The following is a 14,972-nucleotide window of genomic DNA, read 5'->3' on the forward strand; positions in this document are numbered from 1 at the left end:
GATGTCATCGGCACGCACGAAGGCCCGCAAACGGGCGCTCGACCTGCTCTTCGAGGCCGAGCAGCGCGGCGTGAACGCGGTGACGCTGCTGGACGACCGCGAGGTCACGCCGGTCACGCCGGCGCCGCTGCCGGCGTACACCGGCATCCTGGTGCGCGGCGTGGTCGGCAAGTGGCACGCGATCAACGAGGCGCTGTCGACGTACTCCCAGGGCTGGCCGTTGGACCGGATGCCGGCGGTCGATCGCGCGCTGCTGCGCGTCGCGGCCTACGAGCTGCTCTACGAGGACGACGTGCCCGACGCCGTGGTGATCTCCGAGGCCGTGGGGCTGGCGACGGAGCTGTCCACCGACGAGTCGCCGTCGTTCATCAACGGCCTGCTGGCGCGGCTCGCCGAGGTCAAGACCACTCTCGTCTGAGGGGAGCCGGATGGCCACCGCACGAGTCGTACGTGAGATGACCACCACGACGACCAGGGTGCCGAGCACCCGTACCTCCCGGATCGCGGCCGTCGACGTCCTGCGCGGCGTCGCGATCATCGCCGTCATCGCCTACCACCTCACGTGGGATCTCGGATCGCTCGACCTCATCGGCACCGACATCAGCCACACGGCGACCGGTCGAGGCATCGCCCACGCGATCGCGGGGACGTTCCTCACCCTCGTCGGTGTGAGCCTGGTGCTCGCCCACCGCGACGGCTTTCGGGCGCGATCCTTCTGGCGGCGCGAGATCGAGATCATCGGGTACGCCGCTCTGGTCACCCTGGCGACCTATGTCACCTTCCCGTCCGAATTCGTCTCGTTCGGGATCCTCCACTCCATCGCGGTGTCATCCGTGCTGGCATTGCCCTTCGTCTGGGCGTCGAAGACGACGGCGATCGGTGCTGCTGGTCTGGCGGTCCTCCTTCCTCGGATGGTGACGATCCCCGGCGACTCGCGCTGGTGGTCGTGGACGGGACTCACGGAGGGCGCGCAGCCGACCATGGACAATGCGCCCGTGCTGCCGATGTTCGCGCTGACGCTGGCGGGCCTCGTGGTGACGCGGATGCTGCACGAGCAGGGGCGCCTCGAGGTGCTGTCCCGGTGGCGCGCCGAGCGCGGAGCCGGGGGAGCGCTGTCGTTCCTCGGACGCCACACCCTGGCGATCTACCTGCTGCACCAGCCGATCCTGCTCGGAGTGCTGCACGCCTACGACTGGCTGCGCTGAGCTCGCCCGCACCTCCGGTGCTAGCATTGACAGCACTCGATCGGAGGTGATGTCGGTGGCCACAATTACGGTCCGAGGACTCGATGACGCCGTGCGTGACAAGTTGCGCGTGCGCGCGGCCGAGCACGGACGATCCATGGAGGCCGAAGTGCGACAGATCCTCAATGACGAGCTCGCCGATCGGCCAGACGACAGGGCAACACTGGGCGACCTGGCACGACGACTGAGGCGCGAAACGGGCGGAGTCGAGCTTCCCATTCCGCCACGTACTGAGGAAGCAGGCTTCGTCGACTTCTCCGATCATCTGTGATCGTTCTCGACGCCAACGTCGTGTCCGAGATGGTCCGCGACGCGCCAGATCCGCGAGTCCTGGAATGGCTCGACGGCATACGGGCCAGTCAAGCGTGCGTGACCGCTGTAGTCCTCGCCGAGCTCTCTGCGGGAGTGGCTGTCCTTCCTGCTGGCACGCGTCGCGACCAGCTCCAGAGCAGCCTGCACCGTGTTCTTGCAGGTCTCTCAGGACACGTCATTCCCTTCGATGAGGCAAGCGCGTCCGAGTATGCAGATGTGTTCGCGAGCCGACGACGGATGGGGCGTCCTGCCTCAGTGCTCGATGCGCAGATTGCTGCGACCTGTCGGGCGCACCGGCTGCCACTCGCGACGAGGAACGTGAAGGACTTCGAGGGCCTCGGCCTCGGCCTCATCAATCCGTGGCAGCCACCAGGCAAGTGATCGCCAGGTCGGCCCACGGCGTCAGATCATCGGGCGGCATGGCTAGCGCGAACCACGCCGTCGCGTCCGTGCCGCCGTCCGCTTCGGGGCGACATCTGCCCGAGGCAGTAGCGGTGAAGATCAGGCGGATGCCGTGGCGTGGAGCGCCGTCATGCGGTGTGTAGACGTTGTCGTGCACAGCGATGAGCGAACCGACCTCGGCTGTGAGTCCGGTCTCTTCCGCGACCTCCCGGACGACGCCGTCCGTCGGTGACTCACCGATCTCAAGGCCGCCTCCGGGCAGTGTCCAGCGCCCGGGGGTCGACGTACGAGAAGACATGCGGCACAACAGGATTCGACCATCGCGCACGCACGCGGCGTAGACCCCGACTCGTCGGATCCCTGGGCTCATCGCCTCACCGTAGACGTCACGGTCAGGCGTGATCGGTCACCAGAGACTCCCGAGAGGCTTTGTCCACGGAGCGTGCCGTTGCGCGCCGAACGCTGGGCGGCAGGTAGCATCCCACCCGAACAGACATCCTTTAACGATCCGTCCTGTGAGGCGGCGAAGGAGGTCCTGACGCCATGTCGCGTCCTGACTCTGCCCTACCCTCGGCGTCCGCGCCCTCGCTGGCTCCGCCGTCCGGACGCGTTGTTCTCAGCGCCAGTGACATCTCCCGGGCGCTGCGACGGATGGCCCACGAGGTCCTCGAGCACAACAAGGGCGCTACCGATCTGGTCGTCCTCGGCATCCCGACGCGCGGCGTCGCACTGGCCCAACGGTTGGTCGACGCCCTGGCTGATGTCGAGGGGACGGACGTCCCCGTGGGTGCGCTCGACGTGACGATGTACCGCGACGACCTGCGGCAGCAGCCCATCCGCACCGCGCACGCCACCCAGATCCCTGCCTCCGGCATCGACGACAAGGTCGTGGTGCTCGTCGACGACGTGCTCTACTCCGGACGCACGGTCCGGGCCGCGCTCGACGCGCTCGGCGACCTGGGCCGCCCCCGGGCCGTACGCCTCGCCGTGCTCGTCGATCGCGGTCACCGCGAGCTGCCCATCCGGGCCGACCACGTCGGCAAGAACCTTCCCACCGCCAAGAGCGAAAGGGTCCACGTGCGGCTGCGCGAGCACGACCAGGCGGATGAGGTCCGCATCGTCGAGGGGGAGTCGGCGTGAAGCACCTGCTGTCCGCGGCGGACCTCTCAAAAGACCAGACTCTGCAGATTCTCGACACCGCCGAGCAGATGCACGAGGTGCAGCACCGTGAGGTCAAGAAGCTTCCGGCGCTACGCGGTCGCACCATCGTCAACCTGTTCTTCGAAGACTCGACCCGCACCCGCAGCTCGTTCGAGATCGCGGGAAAGTGGCTCTCCGCCGACGTCATCAACGTCTCGGCCAAGGGGTCGTCGGTCAGCAAGGGCGAGTCGCTGCGCGACACGGTGCTGACGGTCGCCGCGATGGGCGTCGACGGCCTCGTGATCCGCCACCACGCGAGTGGCGCGCCGCACCAGGTCGCGCAGTGGGTGGACGCCATGGTCGTCAACGCCGGAGATGGCATGCACGAGCACCCGACGCAGGCCCTGCTGGATGCGTACTCGATGCGGCAGCGACTGGGTGACCTCGATGGACGCCACGTCGCCATCGTCGGAGACCTGACCCATTCGCGCGTGGTGCGCAGCAACCTGATCCTGCTCAAGACCCTCGGTGCGCACGTCACCCTCGTAGCGCCGCCGACGCTGATGCCAAGCGGCATCGCCGACTGGGCGAAGGACGAGGGTTTCGACACTTCCTACGACCTGGACGATGTGCTGCCGCACGTCGACGCGGCGATGATGCTGCGGGTTCAGCGGGAGCGGATGAGCGGCGGCTTCTTCCCGACTGCGCGCGAGTACACCGTGGGTTACGGGCTGACTCGACAACGTCTCAAGGTGCTGCCGGAGCACGCCGTCATCTGCCACCCGGGTCCGATGAACCGCGGCCTGGAGATCACCGCAGACGCGGCCGATGAGGCTCGCTCCTTGATCCTGGACCAGGTCTCAGCAGGTGTCGCGGTCCGGATGAGCGTGCTTTATCACCTGCTTGCTTCGAGTGAAGGAGCCGAAAACTGATGGGGGACAAGGCAATTCAGGCAGACTCGACGTACGTCGTCCGCGGGGTCTCGCCGCTCGGCGGCGAGTCCGCGGACCTCCTGATCCGCGACGGGGCCATCGCGAAGGTCGGCAAGGTGAGTGTGCCCAAGGGCGCCACCGTGATCGACGCGGACGGGCTGGTCGCGCTGCCGGGTCTGGTCGATCTGCACACACATCTGCGTGAGCCCGGCCGCGAGGACGCCGAGACGATCGAGACCGGCTCGGCCGCGGCTGCGGCCGGCGGGTTCACCGCGGTGCTCGCCATGGCCAACACCAACCCGGTGACCGATACCGCCGAGGCGGCCGAGCGCGTCCGCGACCTCGGCGACAAGGTGGGCCTGGTCGACGTGCAGCCTGTGGGTGCGGTGACCAAGGGCCTGGCCGGCGAGGAGCTCGCCGAGCTCGGGCTGATGGCCCGGTCGCGCGCCGGCGTACGGGTCTTCTCCGACGACGGCAAGTGCGTCCACGACGCCCGTCTCATGCGCCGGGCGCTGGAGTACGTCAAGGCCTTCGGCGGAGTGGTCTCCCAGCATGCGCAGGAGCCGCGTCTCGCGGACGGGCAGGCGTGCTGCCACGAGGGCGAGCTGTCCGGTCGGCTGGGCCTGCCGGGTTGGCCCGGCGTGGCCGAGGAGGTCATCGTCGCGCGCGACGTGATGCTCGCGCGGCACACCGCATCTCGGGTCCACATCGCCCACGTCTCGACAGCTGGCTCGGTCGACATGATCCGGTGGGCCAAGGCACAGGGCATCGCGGTCACCGCAGAGGTCACGCCGCACCACCTGCTGCTGACGACGGACCTGCTCACCGGCTTCGACCCGGTCTTCAAGGTCAATCCGCCGCTGCGCCCGGCCGAGGACGTCGAGGCGCTGCGCACTGCGCTGGCCGACGGCACCATCGACGCGGTGGCGACCGACCACGCTCCACACGCTCGGCACGACAAGGAGCACGCCTTCGCAGAGGCAGCCTTCGGGATGCTCGGGCTGGAGCAGGCACTGTCCGTCGTCACCACGGTGATGGTCGACAGCGGCCTGATGGCGTGGCCCGAGGTCGCCTCCGCGATGTCCACCAGACCGGCCGAGATCGCCGGGCTGACCGGACAGGGGCGACCGTTGGCGGAGGGAGAGCCGGCCAACGTCGTACTCCTCGATCCGGAGGCCACGGTGACCGTGAACCGCGAGCAGTCCCAGTCACTTTCGCGCAACAACCCCTGGCACGGACGCGAGCTCAAGGGCCGCATCCACTCGACCTTCCTGCGAGGACGAGCCACCTACTTCGATGGAGAGGTTCTGCAATGACGCAGCGTGAGCAGGCGGTTCTCGTCCTCGAGGACGGCCGCACGTTCCACGGTGAGTCCTACGGCGCGGTCGGTGCGACGGTGGGCGAGGGAGTCTTCTCGACCGGCATGACCGGCTACCAGGAGACGATCACCGACCCGAGCTATCACCAGCAGGTCGTGGTCATGACCGCGCCGCACGTCGGCAACACCGGCGTCAATGACGAGGACGCGGAGTCGCGACGCATCTGGGTGGCCGGATACGTCGTGCGCGACCCGGCGATCCGCCCGTCGAGCTGGCGCTCGGTTCGCACGCTCGAGGACGACCTGCGCGACCAGGGCGTGGTGGGCATCAGCGGCATCGACACCCGCGCCCTGACTCGGCACTTGCGCGAACGTGGCGCCATGCGAGTCGGGATCTTCAGCGGCGAGCACCTCGACGACCGGGCGGAGGACCTGCTTGCACGGGTGCAGGACGCACCCGAGATGGCCGGCTCCGAGCTCGCCTCGCAGGTCTCGACCGACGAGGCGTACGTCGTTCCGGCCGTCGGCGAGAAGCGCTTCACCGTCGCGGCGCTCGACCTGGGGATCAAGGCCATGACGCCGGCGATGATGGCGCAGCGGGGGATCGAGGTGCACGTCCTCCCCGCAGATGCGACCTTCGAGCAGATCCAGGCCGTGCAGCCGGACGGTGTGTTCTTCTCCAACGGTCCGGGCGACCCGGCAACCGCACCGCAGGTCGACGTGCTGCGAGAGGTGCTGAACGCCCGACTGCCGTTCTTCGGAATCTGCTTCGGCAACCAGATCCTCGGGCGCGCACTCGGCTTCGGGACGTTCAAGCTGAAGTACGGCCACCGCGGCATCAACCAGCCGGTGATGGACCGCACCACGGGCAAGGTCGAGGTCACCGCGCACAACCACGGCTTCGCCGTTGACGCACCCCTCGATGGGGAGACCGCCGCCCCGGCAGACCAAGCCGATGGGACGTCGTACGGGCGGGTCCGCGTCTCTCATGTCTGCCTCAACGACGATGTCGTTGAGGGGTTGGAATGCCTTGATATCCCTGCCTACTCGGTGCAGTACCACCCGGAGGCGGCGGCCGGCCCGCACGACGCGGCCTACCTCTTCGATCGCTTCCTCACCCTCATGACTGACAAGAAGGGCGCCTGATGCCGAAGCGCGACGACATCAAGAGCGTGCTCGTGATCGGCTCCGGTCCGATCGTGATCGGGCAGGCCTGCGAGTTCGACTACTCCGGGACCCAGGCGTGCCGGGTGCTGCGCGAGGAGGGCCTGCGGGTCATCCTCGTCAACTCCAACCCGGCGACGATCATGACTGACCCGGAGTTCGCGGACGCGACCTACATCGAGCCGATCACACCCGATGTGGTCGAGTCGATCATCGCCAAGGAACGGCCAGACGCCGTGCTCGCCACCCTCGGTGGTCAGACTGCCCTCAACACGGCAATCTCGTTGCACGAGAACGGTGTTCTGGAGAAGTACGGCTGCCCGCTGATCGGCGCGAACGTCGAGGCCATCCAGCTCGGCGAGGACCGTGAGCGGTTCAAGGGCGTCGTCGAGCGCTGCGGCGCCGAGTCGGCACGATCCATCATCGCGCGGTCCATCGACGAGTGCATCGCGGCGGCGGACGACCTCGGTTACCCGATGGTCGTGCGTCCGTCCTTCACCATGGGCGGGCTCGGCTCCGGGTTCGCGTACGACGAGACCGACTTGCGTCGTATCGCCGGCGCCGGCCTCCAGGCCAGCCCGACCACTGAGGTGCTTCTGGAGGAGTCGATCCTCGGCTGGAAGGAGTACGAGCTGGAGGTCATGCGCGACCATGCGGACAACGTCGTGGTCGTCTGCTCCATCGAGAACCTCGACCCCATGGGCGTGCACACCGGCGACTCGATCACGGTGGCGCCGGCGCTCACGCTGACCGACCGCGAGTACCAGCGGCTGCGCGACATCGGTATCGCGGTCATCCGTGAGGTCGGCGTCGACACCGGTGGCTGCAACATCCAGTTCGCGGTCAACCCCGAGGACGGCCGCATCATCGTCATCGAGATGAACCCGCGCGTCTCGCGGTCCTCGGCGCTGGCATCCAAGGCGACCGGGTTCCCGATCGCCAAGATCGCCGCGAAGATGGCGATCGGCTACACGCTCGACGAGGTGCCCAACGACATCACCAAGGAGACGCCGGCCAGCTTCGAGCCGACGCTCGACTATGTCGTCGTCAAGGTGCCCCGGTTTGCCTTCGAGAAGTTCCCGGCTGCGGACACGACGCTGACGACGACCATGAAGTCGGTCGGTGAGGCGATGTCGATCGGTCGCAACTTCACCGAGGCGCTGCAGAAGGCCCTGCGCTCGATGGAGCGCAAGGGCTCGTCGTTCCACTGGAGCCGTGACACCGAGCCTTCCAAGGAGATGGCGCGCGCCCTCCTCGACGAGGCGAGGCGACCCACCGATGGCCGAATCGTGCTGGTACAGCAGGCTCTTCGCGGTGGGCTGTCGGTCGAGGAGGTGCACGAGGCGACCAAGATTGACCCCTGGTTCCTCGACCAGATCCAGCTCATCAACGAGGTTGCCGACGGCCTGGCCGGGGCGCGACAGCTGACACCTGAGCACCTGCGACGGGCCAAGCGACACGGTTTCTCCGATGCTCAGATCGCCGAGATCACCAAGATGCCCGAGTCGGTCGTGCGCGGGGTGCGTCACGCGCTTGGCGTGCGGCCGGTCTTCAAGACGGTCGACACCTGTGCGGCCGAGTTCGCGGCCGAGACGCCGTACTACTACAGCACCTATGACGAGGAGACCGAGGTGCTGCCGCGAGAGCGGCCCGCAGTCCTCATCCTCGGGTCCGGGCCCAACCGCATCGGGCAGGGTGTGGAGTTCGACTACTCCTGTGTTCACGCCAGCTTTGCGTTGCGGGACAAGGGTTTTGACACGGTCATGATCAACTGCAACCCCGAGACCGTGTCGACCGACTACGACACCTCGAGCCGGCTCTACTTCGAGCCGCTGACGCTCGAGGACGTGCTCGAGGTCGTGCACGCCGAGACCGAGGCAGGTCCGCTCGCCGGCGTCATCGTCCAGCTCGGTGGTCAGACGCCGCTTGGCCTCGCCAAGGCGCTCAAGGCCGAGGGTGTCCCGGTTGTCGGCACCTCGCCTGAAGCGATCGACCTCGCGGAGGACAGAGGCGCATTCGGACGAGTCCTCGCGGAGGCGCAGCTGCCCGCCCCCCGGCACGGGACGGCGTACAGCAGCGAGGAAGCCGTCGCGGTCGCCGCGGAGATCGGCTATCCCGTGCTGGTGCGGCCGTCGTACGTCCTGGGCGGGCGTGGCATGGAGATCGTCTACGACGACGAGACGCTGACCGAATACGTCAACCGCGCGACCCTCGCGTCGCCGGAGCACCCCGTCCTGGTCGACCGGTTCCTCGACGAGGCCATCGAGATCGACGTGGACGCGCTCTACGACGGGCACGAGATGTACCTCGGCGGGATCATGGAGCACATCGAGGAGGCCGGGATCCACTCCGGCGACTCGGCCTGTGTGCTGCCTCCGGTCACGCTCGGCGTCGAGGAGATCGAGCGCGTACGCGCCTCGACCCTCAAGCTCGCGGAGGGCATCGGCGTACGCGGCCTCATGAACGTGCAGTTCGCACTGGCGCAAGACGTCCTCTATGTCCTGGAGGCCAATCCTCGTGCCAGCCGGACGGTTCCGTTCGTGGCCAAATCGACCGGTGTGCCCCTGGCCAAGGCTGCGGCCCGCGTGATGCTCGGCTCGACCGTGGCAGAGCTACGGGCCGAGGGCATGCTCCCGCCGGTGGGCGATGGGGGAGCGATGCCGGTCGACGCGGCGGTCTGCGTCAAGGAGGCCGTGCTGCCGTTCAAGCGTTTCTTGACCAAGGAGGGACAGGTCGTCGACAGTCTGCTCGGACCTGAGATGCGCAGCACCGGCGAGGTCATGGGCATCGACCGCGACTTCGGCGCGGCCTTCGCCAAGAGCCAGCTCGGCTCAGTGTCGGGGCTGCCGTCGAGCGGCACGATCTTTGTCTCGGTGGCCAATCGCGACAAGCGCGCGATGATCTTCCCGGTCAAGCGTCTGGCCGATCTCGGCTTCCACCTGATCGCGACGAGCGGTACGGCAGATGTGTTGCGGCGCAACGGGATTCACGCAGACGTGGTCCACAAGCACCACGAGGGCAAGCGGACCGACGGTGAGCTCACGATCGTCGACCACATCCTCTCCGGTGAGGTCGGAATGGTGGTCAACACACCGTCTGGTCGCGACGCACGTGCGGACGGATATGCCATCCGGGCGGCGACGACGAGCATGGACAAGCCGATCATCACGACGGTCCAGCAGCTCGCAGCAGCGGTGCAGGGCATCGAAGCGCAGATGGCTGGGCCGATGACGGTCAAGCCACTCCAGGAGCACGCTGCGGACCTGGATCTCTACGGCCGCCGGACGGCTGCAAAGGAAGGCGCCTGATGAGCGAACCAGCCTTGCGCACAACAGCATTCGGCGACCGCCTGACCAAGGCTGTCGACACGTTCGGGCCTCTTTGCGTCGGGATTGACCCGCACGCGCAGCTCCTCGAAGCCTGGGGTCTCAGCGACGACGTCGACGGGCTCCGCCGCTTCGCAGAGATCAGCGTCGAGGCGTTCGCCGGCCAGGTGGCGATCGTCAAGCCGCAGTCGGCGTTCTTCGAACGCCACGGCTCTGCAGGCGTCGCCGTTCTGGAGGAGGTGCTCGCCGGCCTCCGCGAGGCGGGCACGTTGAGCCTGCTGGACGTGAAGCGTGGCGATATCGGCTCGACGATGACGGCGTACGCCGACGCCTACCTGTCCGACCGCTCGCCCCTGCGCGCGGACGCGATCACGGTCAGTCCCTACCTCGGGTTCGGTTCGTTGCAGCCGACCATCGAGCTGGCCCAGGCGACGGGTCGTGGCTTGTTCGTGCTCGCCATGACCTCCAACCCAGAAGGTGCGTCGGTGCAGCACGCGGTGCGTGACGGTGTCTCCGTTGCGGAGTCGATGATCTCCGGAGTCGCCAAGCTCAATGCAGGCGAGCCGAGCCGGATCGGCAGCTTCGGGCTGGTCGTCGGCGCGACGACGGGCAAGGACCTCGCCGATCTCGGGCTCACCGCGGCGCTGACGGAGAGCCGAGCGCCCTTGCTGGCGCCGGGAGTCGGCGCGCAGGGAGCCACCATCGAGGACGTACGGCGTGGGTTCGGCGAGGCAGAGCGTCAGGTGCTGCCCGCTACATCGCGAGACGTCCTCTCGGCCGGCCCGGATCCGGCGGCGCTGCGCGCACGCTGCCAGAGCGTGGTCGAGGAAGCAGCAGCCCTCCAGCGCTGACCGACTCCTATGTGCGGACTCGGGTGAGCTTGTCCGGGTTGCGGATCAGGTGCAGTGCCGTGATGCCCTGCTCCTCGACCGTCAGGAAGCAGACCGAGTCGAGCTCGTCGTCGCGGGTGAGCAGGATGGCGGACTCGCCGTTGACCGGGAGCACCCGCATCACGACGTCCTTGACGCCGCCCTTCTCAGCGATGCCGGCCAGGAACCTCGACACCTTGTCGACCCCATGGATCGGTCGGAGTGCCGCCTGGCGCACGCCACCGCCGTCCGCGACGAGCACGACCTCCGGCGCGAGCAGCTCCAGCAGCTCTTGGACGTCCCCGGTCGACGCCGCGTGCACGAACTGCTCGGTCACCTTGCGGTGACGGACGCGGTCGACGACCTGGCGAGGCTGCCTCGCCGCGACGTGGGAGCGTGCCCGGTGCCCGAGCTGTCGCGCGGCGGCCTCGGAGCGGTCGAGGGCGATGGCCACCTCGCCGAACGTCAGCCCGAACACGTCGTGCAGGACGAACGCCGCGCGCTCCAGAGGGCTCAGCGTCTCAAGGACGACCATCATGGCCATCGACACCGACTCGGACATCTCCACACTGGTCGCGACATCGACCTCGTCGATCGGCTCGGGCAGCCAGGGACCGACATAGTCTTCGCGTCGACTGCGTTGCTGCCGTAGGCGATTCAGCGCCACACGGGTCGTGACGGTCAGCAGGTACGCCGCCGGTTCGCGCACCTCCTCGCGGTCCACCCTCGACCAGCGCAACCAGGCATCCTGGACGACGTCCTCGGCGTCCGCGACGCTGCCGACGATGCGATAGGCGGCACCCACCAGTCGCGGCCTGACAGCCGAGAACTCCTCAGCAAGGAGCTCGGTTGCATCGGGTGTCATCTGGTCCTCCCGGGTGAAGTGACGATCCTTTCAGGAGTCAGACACCTGGGCTCGAGCGGACTGTGACATCGCTCAGCGCGACTGCTCGCTGTCGAGCATCGCCATCTGGGCCCCGGCGTAACGGTCACCGGCCACGGAGTCGCGAGGCAGCGCCATCTCCAGGGCGGCGACCGCGTCGTCGTCGAGCGGGCGCGCGATCGCGTCCAGCGTGTCGGCGAGCTGGCTGCGCGTCCGTGATCCGACCAGCGGCACGATGTCTTCGCCCTGAGCGGCGACCCACGCGATGGCCGCCTGCGAGACTGACAGGCCGAGTCCGGCAGCGGTCGTACGCAGCTGCTCGACGAGGGCCAGGTTGTGCTGCAGGTTGTCACCCTGGAACCGCGGGCTCGCGCTGCGGAAGTCGCCTGCGCCACCGGAGCGCTCGCCCCAGCGGCCGCTGAGCAGCCCGCGAGACAGCACGCCGTACGCGGTGATCCCGATGCCGAGCTCGCGGCAGGTGGCCAGGATCGTCTCCTCGATGCCGCGGGAGGCCAGGGAGTACTCGATCTGCAGGTCGGAGATCGGGTGGACGGTCGCGGCGCGGCGCAGGGTCGCCGCACCGACCTCGGACAGCCCGATGTATCGGACGTAGCCGCGCTCGACCAGGTCGGCCAGAGCGCCGACCGTCTCCTCGATCGGTACGTCCGGGTCCAGCCGAGCGGGGCGGTAGATGTCGACGTGGTCCAGCCCGAGGCGGGTCAGCGTGTACGTCAGGGCGGTCCGCGTCGCTGCCGGACTGGCATCGAAACCCAGCCACGACCCGTCAGGGTCGCGCTGAGCGCCGTACTTCACGCTGACCAGGAAGTCCTCTCGCGGTCGTCCGTGCAGCGCATCGCGCAGGAGCAGCTCGTTGCCACCCATCCCGTAGAAGTCGCCGGTGTCCAGCAGGGTGAGGCCGGAGTCCAGTGCGGCCCGCACCGTCGCGAGACTCTCGTCCCGGTCGGCCGGTCCGTACAGCGCGCTCATGCCCATGCAGCCGAGGCCGATCGCGCCGACCGTCGGGCCGGTCGCACCGAGCGTGCGGGTCTGCTGGAGTGCGGTCGTCTGGGTGGTCTGCTCGTTCGTCATGTCGATGACGCTGCCCGCTGATCGCTCAGCGCGAAAGAGGAGCGTCGACCCTGGGACGGCCGGTCCCTGGATCGGCTCGCGCCGGAGCGCGAGAATGTGGACGTGGACCGGACATCACTCGCCGACTTCCTCCGACGCAGGCGTGAGCGTCTCGACCCGCAAGAGGTCGGGCTCAGCCCCACTGCGCGGCGGCGTACGCCGGGGTTGCGGCGCGAGGAGGTCGCCGCCTTGGCGGGGATGTCGGTCGACTACGTCGTACGCCTGGAGCAGGGCCGCGCGCCCCATCCCTCGGACCAGATGCTCACCGCGCTGGCCCGCGCGCTGCGGCTCGGCGACGACGAGCGCGACCACCTGTTCGTGCTCGCCGGTTCGAGTCCGCCGCTGCGGACCACACGGCACGCCGCGGTCCGGTCCGGCGTGCTGCATCTGCTGGACGCGGTGTCCGACTCGGGCATGTTCGTCAGCAGTGACCTCGGGCGCCTCCTGGCCGCAAACTCCCTGGCCGTCAACCTCCTCGGGCACGGTCCGGGAGGGGTGGCGCGCGAGGACAGCGCGGTCTGGCAGTGGTTCACTGACCCGGCGTCCCGCGAACGTACGCCTCCCGAGGACTACGAGGACCGCAGCAGGGTGTGGGCCTCCGACCTGCGCGCGGCGACCACCCGTCGCCCGGACGATCCAGAGGTCACCGGCATGGTGGAGGCGCTCCTGCAACGCAGCGAGGAGTTCGCCGCCGTGTGGGCCAGACACGAGGTCGCCGTGCGCCACGCCGACCACAAACGGATCATTCATCCGCAGGTCGGACTGCTCGAGCTGGACTGCGAGACGCTCGTTCTCCCGGAGGCGGACCAACGGCTGGTGGTGCTGACCGCATCGCCGGGTTCTGCGGCGTACGAACGGCTTCGGCTGCTGCGAGTGATCGGTGAGCAGGCATTCGACACGGTTTGACCGGCGGGCTGCGTTGCCTCACGTGAGGCTGAGTCGCTAGGTTCCGAGGAGAGCCCAATCATCCTGTCCTCGGACTGCTTGCGTCCCGCTTGCGTTCGTTGATCGCCGACCTTGAGGAGTCCGCCCGTGGCCCTTCCGCCCTTGACCCCCGAGCAACGCGCGGAGGCTTTGGAGAAGGCGGCGCGGGCTCGCCGTGAGCGGGCCGCGGTCAAGAATCGGCTCAAGTACGCGCAGGGCTCGTTGCGAGACGTGATCGACAGCGGACGCGACAACGACGTGATCGGCAAGATGAAGGTGTCGGCTCTGCTGGAGTCCATGCCGGGCGTCGGCCGGGTGCGCGCCCGCCAGATCATGGAGGAGATCGGCATCTCCGAGAGCCGCCGGGTGCGCGGACTCGGTGCCAATCAGATCTCTGCCCTGCTCGGCCGCTTCGAGCAGGCCTGATCTGCCGGTGAGCGACCAGGAGCACGGGCGACTCGTCGTCCTCGCAGGGCCGACCGCGGTCGGCAAGGGCACCGTGGCGGCGTACGTCCGAGAGCACTTCCCGGAGGTCTGGCTGTCGGTCTCGGCGACGACCCGCAAGCCACGTCCGGGGGAGGTGCACGGCGTCCACTACTTCTTCGTCTCCGACGAGGAGTTCCAGCGCATGGCGCACGAGGGCGAGCTGCTGGAGTACGCCGTCGTGCACGGCCGGGCGAGCTACGGCACCCCGCGACAGCCCGTGCTCGACGCGATCGCCGCCGGCCGGCTGCCGTTGCTGGAGATCGACCTGCAGGGTGCACGGCAGGTCAAGGAGCGGATGCCCGAGGCGTACCTCGTCTTTCTTGAGCCGCCCAGCTGGGATGAGCTCGTGCGTCGGCTGGTCGGTCGAGGCACCGAGACTGCTGACGAGCAGGACGTCCGGCTGCAGACCGCGCGGGCCGAGCTGGCCGCCGTCAGCGAGTTCGATACGACCATCGTCAACGACGATGTTCGGCGTGCGGCCGAGGAACTCGTATCATTGATGCGCAAACCACCTCGCTGAGACCATCGCAGCGGAGTGCTCCGCTGAGTGACAGAGAAAAGAGACTCCTTTCGTGTCTGGCACCAAGGCTGCCCCCGAAGGCATCACCAACCCGCCCATCGACGACCTCCTCGAGGTTGCCGACTCCAAGTACGCCCTGGTCATCTACTCCGCCAAGCGTGCGCGGCAGATCAACGCCTACTACTCCCAGCTGTCCGAGGGCCTGCTCGAGTACGTCGGCCCGCTCGTGGACAGCCAGGTCAACGACAAGGCCCTGTCGGTCTCGCTCCGTGAGATCAACGAGCGACTGCTGACGATGGAGAAGCAGGAGGCCTGAGGCGCAGC

The 14,972-nt window shown here is 68.2% G+C and carries 17 protein-coding genes; 14 read left to right on the forward strand and 3 right to left on the reverse strand.

What is annotated here, in order from left to right; translation table 11 throughout:
* Position 1 precedes the first annotated feature (1 nt).
* From nusB to VV02_RS13895, 4 genes are read left to right on the forward strand one after another with little or no spacing between them, the layout of a single operon-like run.
* Positions 2 to 418, forward strand: coding sequence for a transcription antitermination factor NusB (gene nusB / locus VV02_RS13880; protein ID WP_052592333.1), 417 nt, complete (start codon positions 2 to 4; stop codon positions 416 to 418).
* A gap of 10 nt (positions 419 to 428) precedes the next feature.
* Complete coding sequence (locus VV02_RS13885) at positions 429 to 1,205, forward strand: acetyltransferase domain-containing protein (RefSeq protein ID WP_052592335.1); 777 nt, start codon at positions 429 to 431, stop codon at positions 1,203 to 1,205.
* A gap of 49 nt (positions 1,206 to 1,254) precedes the next feature.
* Positions 1,255 to 1,515 carry a FitA-like ribbon-helix-helix domain-containing protein gene (locus tag VV02_RS13890; RefSeq protein WP_425412272.1) on the forward strand — a complete coding sequence of 87 codons (261 nt, stop codon included), beginning with the start codon at positions 1,255 to 1,257 and terminating at the stop codon, positions 1,513 to 1,515.
* A complete protein-coding gene (locus VV02_RS13895) occupies positions 1,512 to 1,937 on the forward strand; it encodes a type II toxin-antitoxin system VapC family toxin (protein WP_052592337.1) in 426 nt (141 codons plus the stop codon). Before VV02_RS13890 ends, VV02_RS13895 begins: the two co-directional genes overlap by 4 nt.
* Here VV02_RS13895 and VV02_RS13900 read toward each other — a convergent pair.
* Positions 1,909 to 2,328: an NUDIX hydrolase gene (locus VV02_RS13900; protein ID WP_083450158.1), complete on the reverse strand. Its 420-nt coding sequence runs from the start codon at positions 2,326 to 2,328 to the stop codon at positions 1,909 to 1,911. The genes VV02_RS13895 and VV02_RS13900 overlap by 29 nt on opposite strands.
* A gap of 173 nt (positions 2,329 to 2,501) precedes the next feature.
* On the opposite strand from VV02_RS13900, the gene pyrR reads away from it, so the two are divergent.
* Genes pyrR through pyrF form a run of 6 tightly spaced genes read left to right on the forward strand, consistent with a single transcriptional unit; the run spans position 2,502 to position 10,689 of the window.
* On the forward strand, positions 2,502 to 3,098 hold the full coding sequence (gene pyrR / locus VV02_RS13905) for a bifunctional pyr operon transcriptional regulator/uracil phosphoribosyltransferase PyrR (RefSeq protein WP_052592341.1): 597 nt from the start codon (positions 2,502 to 2,504) through the stop codon (positions 3,096 to 3,098).
* Entirely contained in the window at positions 3,095 to 4,030 is a 936-nt protein-coding gene (locus VV02_RS13910; protein ID WP_052592342.1) for an aspartate carbamoyltransferase catalytic subunit, read from the forward strand. The genes pyrR and VV02_RS13910 overlap by 4 nt, the downstream gene beginning before the upstream one ends.
* Positions 4,030 to 5,346: a dihydroorotase gene (locus VV02_RS13915; RefSeq protein ID WP_052592344.1), complete on the forward strand. Its 1,317-nt coding sequence runs from the start codon at positions 4,030 to 4,032 to the stop codon at positions 5,344 to 5,346. Before VV02_RS13910 ends, VV02_RS13915 begins: the two co-directional genes overlap by 1 nt.
* Positions 5,343 to 6,494 (forward strand): glutamine-hydrolyzing carbamoyl-phosphate synthase small subunit, encoded by a 1,152-nt coding sequence (gene carA / locus VV02_RS13920; protein ID WP_052592345.1) that lies wholly within the window; start codon positions 5,343 to 5,345, stop codon positions 6,492 to 6,494. Before VV02_RS13915 ends, carA begins: the two co-directional genes overlap by 4 nt.
* Positions 6,494 to 9,820: a carbamoyl-phosphate synthase large subunit gene (gene carB, locus VV02_RS13925; RefSeq protein WP_052592348.1), complete on the forward strand. Its 3,327-nt coding sequence runs from the start codon at positions 6,494 to 6,496 to the stop codon at positions 9,818 to 9,820. Before carA ends, carB begins: the two co-directional genes overlap by 1 nt.
* Positions 9,820 to 10,689, forward strand: a complete 870-nt coding sequence (gene pyrF, locus VV02_RS13930; protein ID WP_052592350.1) for an orotidine-5'-phosphate decarboxylase — start codon at positions 9,820 to 9,822, stop codon at positions 10,687 to 10,689. The genes carB and pyrF overlap by 1 nt, the downstream gene beginning before the upstream one ends.
* 7 nt (positions 10,690 to 10,696) lie before the next feature.
* On the opposite strand, the gene VV02_RS13935 is transcribed toward pyrF, so the two are convergent.
* Both VV02_RS13935 and VV02_RS13940 read right to left on the reverse strand, forming a co-directional pair.
* Positions 10,697 to 11,572: an RNA polymerase sigma-70 factor gene (locus VV02_RS13935; RefSeq protein WP_052592354.1), complete on the reverse strand. Its 876-nt coding sequence runs from the start codon at positions 11,570 to 11,572 to the stop codon at positions 10,697 to 10,699.
* 72 nt (positions 11,573 to 11,644) lie between these two features.
* Complete coding sequence (locus VV02_RS13940; protein WP_052592356.1) at positions 11,645 to 12,679, reverse strand: aldo/keto reductase; 1,035 nt, start codon at positions 12,677 to 12,679, stop codon at positions 11,645 to 11,647.
* 102 nt (positions 12,680 to 12,781) lie between these two features.
* Between VV02_RS13940 and VV02_RS13945 the strand changes: the two genes are divergently transcribed.
* From VV02_RS13945 to rpoZ, 4 genes are all read left to right on the forward strand, one after another.
* Entirely contained in the window at positions 12,782 to 13,624 is an 843-nt protein-coding gene (locus VV02_RS13945; protein WP_052592358.1) for a helix-turn-helix transcriptional regulator, read from the forward strand.
* Positions 13,625 to 13,750: 126 nt separating this feature from the next.
* Entirely contained in the window at positions 13,751 to 14,068 is a 318-nt protein-coding gene (mihF, locus tag VV02_RS13950; protein WP_052592360.1) for an integration host factor, actinobacterial type, read from the forward strand.
* 7 nt (positions 14,069 to 14,075) lie between these two features.
* Positions 14,076 to 14,648 carry a guanylate kinase gene (gene gmk / locus VV02_RS13955; protein WP_425412273.1) on the forward strand — a complete coding sequence of 191 codons (573 nt, stop codon included), beginning with the start codon at positions 14,076 to 14,078 and terminating at the stop codon, positions 14,646 to 14,648.
* 52 nt (positions 14,649 to 14,700) lie between these two features.
* Positions 14,701 to 14,964, forward strand: coding sequence for a DNA-directed RNA polymerase subunit omega (gene rpoZ / locus VV02_RS13960; protein WP_052592362.1), 264 nt, complete (start codon positions 14,701 to 14,703; stop codon positions 14,962 to 14,964).
* Positions 14,965 to 14,972 lie beyond the last annotated feature (8 nt).

Source organism: Luteipulveratus mongoliensis, assembly GCF_001190945.1.
In the GTDB taxonomy this organism is placed as follows: Bacteria; Actinomycetota; Actinomycetes; order Actinomycetales; family Dermatophilaceae; genus Luteipulveratus; species Luteipulveratus mongoliensis.

Coding starts and splice junctions, on each gene's coding strand:
- VV02_RS13915 (WP_052592344.1), top strand. CDS start 4,030: ATGGGGGACAAGGCAATTCAGGCAGACTCGACGTACGTCGTCCGCGGG.
- nusB (WP_052592333.1), top strand. CDS start 2: ATGTCATCGGCACGCACGAAGGCCCGCAAACGGGCGCTCGACCTGCTC.
- VV02_RS13940 (WP_052592356.1), bottom strand. CDS start 12,679: ATGACGAACGAGCAGACCACCCAGACGACCGCACTCCAGCAGACCCGC.
- VV02_RS13900 (WP_083450158.1), bottom strand. CDS start 2,328: ATGAGCCCAGGGATCCGACGAGTCGGGGTCTACGCCGCGTGCGTGCGC.
- pyrF (WP_052592350.1), top strand. CDS start 9,820: ATGAGCGAACCAGCCTTGCGCACAACAGCATTCGGCGACCGCCTGACC.
- VV02_RS13890 (WP_425412272.1), top strand. CDS start 1,255: ATGTCGGTGGCCACAATTACGGTCCGAGGACTCGATGACGCCGTGCGT.
- VV02_RS13885 (WP_052592335.1), top strand. CDS start 429: ATGGCCACCGCACGAGTCGTACGTGAGATGACCACCACGACGACCAGG.
- VV02_RS13935 (WP_052592354.1), bottom strand. CDS start 11,572: ATGACACCCGATGCAACCGAGCTCCTTGCTGAGGAGTTCTCGGCTGTC.
- carA (WP_052592345.1), top strand. CDS start 5,343: ATGACGCAGCGTGAGCAGGCGGTTCTCGTCCTCGAGGACGGCCGCACG.
- carB (WP_052592348.1), top strand. CDS start 6,494: ATGCCGAAGCGCGACGACATCAAGAGCGTGCTCGTGATCGGCTCCGGT.
- pyrR (WP_052592341.1), top strand. CDS start 2,502: ATGTCGCGTCCTGACTCTGCCCTACCCTCGGCGTCCGCGCCCTCGCTG.